At 72.3% G+C, this 9,623-nt stretch carries 7 protein-coding genes; all 7 read right to left on the reverse strand.

The window, feature by feature from the left end:
- Positions 1 to 2: 2 nt before the first annotated feature.
- Positions 3 to 590, reverse strand: coding sequence for a DUF5994 family protein (locus OHA17_RS04450; RefSeq protein WP_406504229.1), 588 nt, complete (start codon positions 588 to 590; stop codon positions 3 to 5).
- Between the two features lie 215 nt (positions 591 to 805).
- On the reverse strand, positions 806 to 3,337 hold the full coding sequence (locus OHA17_RS04455; protein ID WP_406504231.1) for an aldehyde dehydrogenase family protein: 2,532 nt from the start codon (positions 3,335 to 3,337) through the stop codon (positions 806 to 808).
- Positions 3,334 to 4,506 (reverse strand): acyl-protein synthase, encoded by a 1,173-nt coding sequence (locus OHA17_RS04460; protein ID WP_406504233.1) that lies wholly within the window; start codon positions 4,504 to 4,506, stop codon positions 3,334 to 3,336. Before OHA17_RS04460 ends, OHA17_RS04455 begins: the two co-directional genes overlap by 4 nt.
- Complete coding sequence (locus OHA17_RS04465) at positions 4,503 to 5,642, reverse strand: GNAT family N-acetyltransferase (RefSeq protein ID WP_406504235.1); 1,140 nt, start codon at positions 5,640 to 5,642, stop codon at positions 4,503 to 4,505. The genes OHA17_RS04460 and OHA17_RS04465 overlap by 4 nt, the downstream gene beginning before the upstream one ends.
- Positions 5,639 to 6,967 (reverse strand): MFS transporter, encoded by a 1,329-nt coding sequence (locus OHA17_RS04470; protein WP_406504237.1) that lies wholly within the window; start codon positions 6,965 to 6,967, stop codon positions 5,639 to 5,641. Before OHA17_RS04470 ends, OHA17_RS04465 begins: the two co-directional genes overlap by 4 nt.
- On the reverse strand, positions 6,964 to 8,232 hold the full coding sequence (locus OHA17_RS04475) for a phenylacetate--CoA ligase family protein (protein ID WP_406504239.1): 1,269 nt from the start codon (positions 8,230 to 8,232) through the stop codon (positions 6,964 to 6,966). The genes OHA17_RS04470 and OHA17_RS04475 overlap by 4 nt, the downstream gene beginning before the upstream one ends.
- Before the next feature lie 327 nt (positions 8,233 to 8,559).
- Positions 8,560 to 9,618: a class I SAM-dependent methyltransferase gene (locus OHA17_RS04480; RefSeq protein ID WP_406504240.1), complete on the reverse strand. Its 1,059-nt coding sequence runs from the start codon at positions 9,616 to 9,618 to the stop codon at positions 8,560 to 8,562.
- Positions 9,619 to 9,623 lie beyond the last annotated feature (5 nt).

The following is a 9,623-nucleotide window of genomic DNA, read 5'->3' on the forward strand; positions in this document are numbered from 1 at the left end:
GATCACATCCCGACCAGGAGGCGGCTGGGCCGGTCCGGCACGCCGATGTGCGTCGAGGTGGCGCCGCCCTCGTACTCCTTCGACTCGTCGGGATCCATTGCCCGGCCGGCCGCCGTGGTGCCGTGGTGGGCTTCTTCCTCCGCGATGAGCGCGCTCGCGGTCAGCGGCCGGCCGGCCGCGTCGGTCGCGTCGGCCATCAGGCGGGCGGCCGCGTCGGCGCTGGTGTGAGGCGGGATGACCAGCAGGTCGTAGCGTCCGGCGCTGTAGGAAAGCAGCAGCAGCTTGTGCGGGTCCTGCTCCTTGAACCAGCCTGCCTTCACCACGTGTCCGGCCACGGGGATCTTCCGCGGGATGACGGGCCAGTGCTCGGGGTTCACGGCGATGCGGGTGATCCGGCTCCCCAGGGCGTCGTCAAGTACCGCGATGAGGGCGGGGAGTTCACGCAGAAGGTCGCGGGAGCGCGGCCACCAGGCACCATCCAGGAGCCCGGGGGGTGCGTCGGGGGATTTCAGCATCACACGGGCCGCCGGGCCTGCGAGCGCTTCGCGCTGCGGACGGTGCACGTCGATGTCGGTGATGGTCGCGATCATGGCGCGAACCCGTCTCCAGGCCGCCGCCCGTGGACGCGGCCCGGTGTCATTGCTCACCGAGAACGACGTCAGCATGGAGGCCAGTGTGCGAAATACTCCCGGTACTTCGACACTACTCCGCGGTGGGGCCGGACGGACGAGTACGGCGGAGAACGTTGGAGCGGACCCCGCCGCCGGTCCGCGAGACTTCCTCGCGGACCGGCTGGGGCGACGGGTCAGGCGTGCTGGTCCGCGGGCCGCTGTGCGTGCCTGCGGTCCACGACCGCCGGGAGTTTGCCGCTCGTCGGCGTGCGGTACAGCGCTGCTCCGTCGACCGCCTCGACGGTGAAGTCGAGCAGGTTCTCCTCGACCGCCGAGCGCACCTCCGGGTAGGCGGCGAGGAAGGCGTCGCGCGCCGTGTCCGGGTCGGGGGCGTGGGACCGCTCCATCCGAAGCGTGAGGCCCTCGCGGGCGGGCCCGCTGGTCAGGAGGGCCTGCATCTCGCCGCTGTAGCGCAGCTGCTCCTGCGCGACGGCGGCGAAGCGGCGGTAGTTCAGGAAGTACGTCGCCACCCGCATCACCTCGCCGAGCCGGCCGAGCAGTTCGAAGCGCGGGGCGTGGCTGCCGCACGGGCAGCGTCCCGGCAGGGCGCGTCCGAGGTCGCCGATGACGTACCGGTCGAGGTGCTGGCCGCGGCGGGCCCGGGTGGTGAAGACGAGCCGGCCGGTCTCCCCCGGCGCCACCGGGCGGTCCGCGTCGACCTCGACGATCTCCAGGGTGTGGAGGTCGGCGTGGAGGTGGTGGACGCCGCCGGTGCTGCGCGTGCACTGGTAGCCCAGGGGGCCGAGGTCGGTGCTGCCGTAGGTGATGGAGTGGACGACCTCGATGCCGAACGTCTCGACGAGGATGCGGCGTTGCTCGTCGGTGAAGTGCTCGCCGCCGTAGTAGATCTTGCGGATGCCGCCGTAGGAGCGCAGCAGGTCGGCTTCCTCGTGCAGGAGCTGCCAGAGGTAGGAGGGCATCCCGAAGAGGGTGTCCACCTCGTACGCGACGATCATCTCCGCGGTGGCCCGGTGGTCGGGGCCCGCGGCCATCGGCATCTGGACGCCGCCCAGGCGCTCCAGGATGGAGAAGAAGCTGATGAACCCGCCGTACATGCCGCCGCAGTAGAAGAGGTTGGCGGTGCGGTCACGCGCCGGGTCGTAGCCGGCGGCGAGCAGGCCGCGGGAAGCGGCCCGCATCTGCGTGTCGTAGTCCTCGTACGTGAAGAGCGACAGGGCGGGCGTGCCGGTGCTGCCTCCGCTGCGGAAGTACAGCTCGGCGTCGCCGAGCTCGACGCCGCGGTTGAGGTCCTGGACGGCGGCCTTGTCCAGCAGCGGCCCGGTGGGGCGGGGGAAGGCGACCGGGCGGGCGAGGTCGTCGAGGCAGGCGGTGGTGGCGAAGCGTTCGTCGGCCTGGACGGCGACGCGGCGGCTGTAGCGCTGGAGCGCGTATACGCCGTCGTGCGGTTCCCCGGAGTAGCCGGCCGTCATGGCGCCGACGGGCGTGACCCGGGTGGCTCCGGCGGCCAGGACCAGGGTGGAGAGTTCGGCGATGTCGGTGCGGCTGCCCGCGAGGCCCGCCGTCTGGAGGTAGCGGCGCATGGGGCGCAGCGTCGCCATCAGGTGTTTGCGGGGCAGCGGCTTGACCCAGACGGTGCGGTGCAGCGGGGAAGCGGTGAGGGCCGGGCGGGTGTCGGCCATGACGCGCCACGTGCCGTCAGGGGCGGCGAGGACGCGGGTGAAGCCGAGGTGTTCCTCCAGGCGGGCGAGGTGCTCGGTGGTGGTCAGTTCCGCGTACTCGGCCGGGTCGAGCTCGTGCGTGGCGGGCGCCGGCCGGGCGGCGAGGGCCGCGGCGAGCCGGTCGCAGAACGCGTGGAGTTCGCCGGTGTCCTCGGTGTCGAGGTAGACGACCTGGGGGCTGGAGCAGGCCTGCTGCTCGAAGAGGCAGACGTCCTCGGCCAGGGCGTTCAGGGTCGCCTCGTCGGCCCAGGCGTCCCGTGTGAGGTAGGCGAAGGAGATCTTGTGTCCCCACTCCACGAGGCGGCAGCCGGCCGGGACGTGGGCGGCGACGCCCGCCACGGCCGACTCGCCGCCCCAGACCGCGACGGCGTCGGCGGGTGCGCACATCAGGCGCAGCCAGTCCTGGCGGGAAGAGGAGAAGCGCAGCACGATGACGCGCTCGGCGAGGGCGCCGGTCGGGTCCTGCGCGACGAGTTCGGCGAGGAGGTGTGCGGCGAGGAGGGTGTCGGCGCTGCTGGTCTTGAGGACGTTCACGTTGCCCGCAAGGAGTCCCTCGATCAGGCTGAGCGGGGCAACGGTGGCGGCGTTGCCGGGGGCTATGTGCGCGACCAGGCCTACCGGCGCCCAGGCCTCGTAGACCGTCTCCTTGGCGTCGGGGCGGTTCAACCGCTGCGGGGAGGTGGCGCCCAGTTCGCGGCGGAGTTTGCGGGTGAGGGCGCCCCGGTCGAGGAAGGCGGCGAGTTCGGCGTACAGCTCCTCGGCGCCGCCGTCCGCGGGCAGGTGGGGGGCCAGCCGGTCCCGGACGGGGTGGCCGGGGTCGCGCAGGGCTCCCGCGAGGGCGTCGCAGGCCGCCAGGACGGTCTCGGTGTCGAGGGGCTCGGCGAGCGCGGCCTCGACGGCGGCGGGCAGCGCGGCCAGTCGGTCGGCGGCCTCGTCGTCACCGATGAAGGCGCCCTGCCAGTAGTGGTGGTTGATGGTGTCGGTCATGACATTCCCTTCATCAGTTCGGCGGCGGCCACGGCACAGCTGCGGTTGCGGCTGACTCCGGCGCGACCGTGGATGGTGAACCACGGTGTGCCCAGCTCGCAGCCGCACTCGTCGCCCGGGTGGAGCGAGGCGAGGTCGCCCATGACGACGCTCTGCGCCGGTACGGAGGTGATGTACGGGGACACCAGGTGGAGGTAGCCGCGTTCGCCGTACGGGAGGGGTTCGAGGGTGCGGGTGGAACGGATGAAGACGCGGGACCAGACGGGTGCGTGGAGGTTGTGGTGCGCGCACTCGATGTACGGGACGCAGTGCTCGACGGAGCCGAAGGTGTCGCGGATCCGCTCCGAGGGAACGCCCAACTGCTCGGTGACGCGGGCGTACAGCTCGTGTTTTCCGATCTGCCGGTCGGTGTGGCCCTTCCAGCCGCCGCCGAGGATGATCAGGGAGCCTTCTGGCAGCTCCAGTGGCGGCAGGCCCATGGCGCGCATCCGTTCCAGGGTGAACCAGAGGAACGCGGGGAAGCCGAGGATGCGGACCGGGGCGTCGTCGTCGGCGAAGCGGCGCAGCGCGGCGACGCAACCGAAGGGGTCGAATTCGTGCCCGTTGCCGGTGTTCCGCAGGGCGTACTCGACCTGCCGGGCCGGGGCGAAGTCGCACAGGTAGTTGTCGGTGAACGAGGTGCCCAGGTTGAGGTCGCGGGCGGGTTCATAGCTGTAGAGGAGGTAGTTGACCGGCTGGTCGGGGGTGATCCAGCCGTTGTGGTCGAAGATGCGGGCGACCATGCGCTGGGCCGAGCGGATCGTCCACTCGTCGAAGAACATCTGCGACTTCTGTCCGGTGGTGCCGGAGGAGGTCAGGTGCAGGTGGACGTCGTCCCGGGGGATGGAGAGGACCGCGTGGCGCTTGAAGAAGTTGGCGTGCACCAGGGGTGCTTCGTACGGGGTGCCGGAGAGGCCGGCTTCCCGGGTGCCGGCGTCCTGGAGGCCGCGGAAGAACGGGGACCGGTCCCGGTGCCAGGCGTTGATCTCCGCCATGGCCCCGGTGAACAGTTCCTCCTCCGCGGGACCGCAGGTGTAGGGATCGCTCAGATCGCAGAGCTGCTGGAGCCGGGCGAGGGCGGCGGCGTCGGGGACGTCGACGGGGGCGAGATGGGGGTTCGAGGGAGTCATGGAGCGACCTCACGTGCGGGCAGATGCGCCGACGCCCAGGCCGACACATAGGAATCGAGGAAGGGCTGGAGCGGCGGATCGACGACCACGCCGCGGAAGTCGATGTGCTCGGTGGTGCGGGACATCACCACGTAGTCGTGGAAGCCGTCCCCGTCCCGGCGCATGGCCGGGTACACGGCCCCGGCGATGAAGCCCTGGGCCGCGAAGGCGGACAGCGCGGCGTGGTGTTCGAGGGGGACGAGCGCCTCGACGTAGCCGGCGCCCGCGCGGGTGAGGGTGCGGGTGACCGGCTCCAGCCACCCCGCGGCGGCCGCCGGGTCGGGGTGGGCGGCGACCAGGGCGCAGTAGCCCCCGGTGCGGTTGAGGTAGGCGTACACCTCGAAGCCGCCTCCGTCGGCGGGGGTCAGGAGGATGTTCGGGGTGTGCAGCGGGTAGAACCAGCGGCCGCCGTCGGGGAAGTGGGCGTGGAAGCGCCGGCGGACGAAGGCCGGCGCCTCGATCACTTCCAGTGGCGCGGCCCCGGGCCCGGCGGGCAGCGGCAGCGGCGGCGTGGGCCGGGCGTTCGCGTAGCTGATGCCGAGGCTCGCCCCGGCGGTGCCCAGGAGCGGTGCCAGGAGGGCGGGCACCTCGGCGACGGGCACCCGGCGGTCCAGCACCCCGGGCGAGTGACGCGCGTAGAGCGCGAGGCTTTCCCGGCTGCCGAGGTCGACCGCGTTGGGCAGGATGCCCAACGGGCGGAAGCCGTGGCGGGCCACGACCCGCTGGGGTCCGGCGCTGACCGTCCGGACGGTGGCGTACACCGAGTCGAGGGTCCCGGCGTCGAGGGTGGCGGAGCACAGCGCCTCGGTGAGCCGTCCGGCGAGCCCCGATCCGCGCTGGTCCGGGTGGACGGCGAGTCCTTCGAGGCGGCCGATGCGGGTGCCGGCCTCGCCGTGGATCGCGGCCGAACCGGCGAGGGCGCCTGTACGGGGGCAGCGGGCGACGAGCCAGAGGGTGTGCGGGTCGCGGATGAGCCGGGACATCTCGGCGGGGTCGGTGCCCAGCGCCGTGGGGTAGTGAGGTCCGTAGACGGCGTAGTACAGCTGGCGGAGGTCGGCGATGTCCGTCGGCGCGGCCTGCTCGATCACGGCGGTCATCGGGTGCCTCCGGCGGCGGGCGTGGGGGTGGCGGACGGCGCCGGGTGCGCGGCGGTTTCGTCGTCCGGGTCGGCGGCGAGTTCCGCGGTCGTACGGGCCTGCCCGGGCAGCAGGAGCAGGGCGAGGGCGGCGGGCACCAGGCCGGCCGCCTGGATCAGGCACAGCGTCCGGGCGGAGAGGTGGTCGCCAAGGAGTCCGAACAGCAGCGAGGCGACCGGGAAGGTCGCTCCGAGCACGGCCTGCATGACGGCGAAGAAGGCGGGCTTGTCGGAGGCCGGGACCAGGCGCTGGAACAGGGCCACGAAGCGGACGCCGATCACTCCGACGCACCAGCCCGTCACCAGGAGGGCGCCGGCGATGACGGGCCGGGCGGCGATCACGCCGGGCACGGCGAGGGCGACGGCCATCGCGCCCAGGCAGGCGGAGCCGGCCACCGTGGGACGGCCGGGCACCCGGGCGCCGGTGAAGGAGCCGATGAGCGTGCCCAGGCCCAGGGACGCCTCCAGGAGGGACACGGTGGCGCCGTCGCCGTGCAGGACCGTGGCCGTGTACAACGGCATGACGACGAAGACGGCGGTGGTGAAGAGGTTGGCCGCGGTGAAGCAGAGCAGGATGGCACGGACGTACGGCAGCGCGCCCAGGATCTGACGCAGCGTCCGCCGCGGGGCGGGCTCGGCCGGGTCGGCGCCGGGCCCGGTGCCGTCGGTCGGGGTGCGGAAGCGGACGGTCGTGATGAGCACCGCGGCCGTGCCGTTGGCGACGGCGCAGCCCGCCGCGAGGCCGGCCACTCCGGCCACGTCCACGACGAGGGCACCGAGCAGGGCTCCGCCCAGGCTCGCGAGCGACTGGGTGGACAGTTCGAAGCCGGTGGCCGCCTCGATGTCCTGGTCGTCGACGAGTTGGGGCACGGACGTGGTCAGGCACGGGTCGAAGAAGGCCTGGCAGGTCGCCAGGGCCAGGGCCGCCGCGTAGACCGCGACGACCGGCAGGTCGCTGGCGGCGGCCCAGCCGGCCAGTGCCGCGGCGGCCGTTCCCGCGCCGGCTGCCGCGGCGCGCAGCAGCGAGCGGTGGGAGCAGCGGGCGATGGCGCGGGCGACGAGCGGGGCCAGGGCCACGGCGGGCAGGGTGCTGACGGCCATGAGCAACCCGGCCGCGAAACCACCGTCGCCGGAGGCCGCGTAGCCGATCAGCCACCAGGAAGTGCCCACCTGGAACATGCGCGTCCCGGCCTGGGTGAGCACCTGGCCCAGCCATACCGCCCCGAAGGCGCGGTTGCGCAGGACGAGCGGGAGCCGGCGGCCGGGTGCCGCCGTCGGGGTGCTCATGCGGTCGGCCTCTCGTCGAGGACGCGGACGAGTTTGCCGGAGCGGGAGTTGACGACGAGGTCGCGGTGACGGGTCCACTCGACGCCGAGGGGGTGGACGAATCCCGTGTCGACGCTGTCGGGGTAGAGCGGCCGGGCGGTGTTCAGTCCGGTGACGACCGCCTTGGCCAGGACGTCCAGCACGGCCGGGTCGTGCCCGGGGGCGGTGGCCAGGCGCAGTATGAGGCCGTCGCGACCCGCCCAGCGGCGTACGACGAGTTGCGTGCCGGTGACGAGGCCGTCGGTGTCGGCTTCGGCGACAGCGCTGGTGGCGTCGTCCCAGTACAGCGAGACGGGCCCGACGCGTACGCCTTCCTCGGCGCGGCCCAGGATGCGGAACGCGCCGCCTTCGGTGTCGGTCCACTCGGCGCGGTCGCCGGCGGGGTAGCGGATGACGGGCATGAGGCTGCGGAAGAGCTGGGTGACGACGACCCGCCCGGGGCGGCCCGCCTCGCGGATCGGTTCGCCGGTCGTCTCGTCGAGGATCTCCACGACGGTGTGCGGGGTGAAGGGCCGGTGCGTGCGCGTGTCCGGGCCGGCGACAGGCCTGCCGAGCAGGCCGCCGTCGACGCTGGCGTAGCCGAGGGAGCGGGGTACGGCGTTGGGGAACGCGTCCGCGAGGAGGCGACGCTGGTCGGAGAAGAGCGCCTCGCCACCGAAGAACAGGAGCTCCACCTGCGGGAGTTGGCGGCCCGCCGCCGTCAGGTGCTCGGCGAGCCGGCACAGGGTGGTCGGCGTGCCGGCGACGACGTGGGCGCCGAAGTCCTGGAGGGCCGAGGCCGTCGACTCCAGGGGGGCTCCGCCGCCGATGGGCAGGCGCACATTGGCCACGGGAGCGTGTGCGAGCGAGTCCAGGATGAACAGGAAGCTCGCGTAGAGCTCCCCGGCGTAGAACAGATCGGCCACCCGATGACCGGGCCGCAGACCCGCGTCGACGAGGCCGGCGCCGAACGCCGTGACGAACTCGCGCCACTCCTCCCGGGTGTAGCAGGAGAAGCGCGGCGTGCCGGTGGTGCCGCCCGTCTTGAACACGACGGCTTCTGCCAGGGGGGCGGTCAGGACGCGGTTGTCGTGCAGGGTATTGGCCGCCCAGAACGCGTTCTGATCCACCACGGGCAGATCGGTGAGGCTGTTCACCTCGGGCGGCAGGTCTGCGTAGAGGTCGGCATAGAAAGGGGAGCAGTCTCGGGCGAAACGCACGAGGTCTGAGAACCGCTGGACGGGCATGCTGCCTTTACCTGGAAGATGAAAGTTGAACGGGAATGGAGATAGGTGGCATCCACGGCGCGCAGGTCCCCCGACCTCACCTGTTGACCAATCAACAAAGTGCGCGTGTCCTGCAGTTCGCAGGCGTGAGCCAACCCTGATCCCCACTCACATCATGGAACACGGAGAACGCACCACCAAATCGATGGCAGGCGCAGCCGCGTCACAGAACGCGATTCCGGCCCGCGTGGCCGAAAGTGCGGCGCCGGGAAAATGACGTCGAGGCTGCCCGGAGATCCGTTCCAGCGCCTTTGGAACGGGTGAATGAAAGAGAACGGCGGTGGGCTCTCACCCGTCGCGGCGGGCGATCACCCGGTACGCGTTGGAGAACCGGGTCCGCCGCAGCAGCGGGTTGATCAGCTGGTCGAGTCCGTACGCCACGATCAGCACCGGCACGGCCGCCCACACCAGCGCGAACCGAGCGGCCCGGGCGGCGCGGCCCGGGCGGTGGGGCCGCCAGGGTGCGTCGTCGCGCGGCAGCAGCCGGTCGAACAGGAACCAGGTGGCGCACGCCAGGTCGGCCGGGATGTGGGCGTCGCGGCGCTCGGCCACCTCGACGGTGAAGCCGAGCTCGCGCAGCCGTCGGCAGAGATTGCCCATCGGGACCATGTTCAGGTGCTGGGGCTGGAACCAGGGCAGCCAGAGCCGGCCGAGCAGCCGTCCCGACAGCGACTCGGGGTCGGGGACCTCTATCAGGAGATGGCCGCCGGGTGCCAACGCCCTGTGCGCGGCGTCGAGTTCGCGGTGTGGGTCGAGGGTGTGCTCCAGGTAGTGGAACATGCTGACCGCGTCGTAGCGGCCCGCCATCTCGTCGGCGAGGTTCACGAAGAGTCCTCGGTACGCCTCCTGGATCCGGCCTTCCTTGGCCGCGAGTTCGACGCCCTCGCCCATGTCGAGGCCGTCGAACTCGGTATCCGGCAGCACCTCCTTGGCGGTGGCGCAGAAGTGGCCCAGCGAGGTGCCGACGTCCAGCCACCGGCCGGGCAGGGCGACCCGCCGCAGGGCCCGGGCGCTGCGACGGAACCGTTTCTTGCTGCCGTTGCCCTCGAACATCTTGGCCGTCGTCTCGGCGCCGAGCCCGTCGTAGAAGTCCCGGTAGTAGAAGTCCAGACCCTCCTGGCTCAGCCGCGGGTTCTGGAAGACGTGGCCACAGCCCCGGCACTGGTCGAGGACGAACTCGCCCGGCTTGCCCTGGATGAGATCCGTGGTGCGGAACTTGCGGCGCAGCTCGGTGCCCAGGCACCACGGGCAGTCGGTGCGCGCCGGCAGGAAGAAGCGGCCCGTGCCACGGGCCAGCTCGTCCTGGTACGAGGGGCGGAGCTGGGCGATCCGTTCACTGTCGGGCATGTGCG

This window comes from Streptomyces sp. NBC_00212 (assembly GCF_045206365.1).
Lineage (GTDB): Bacteria > Actinomycetota > Actinomycetes > Streptomycetales > Streptomycetaceae > Streptomyces.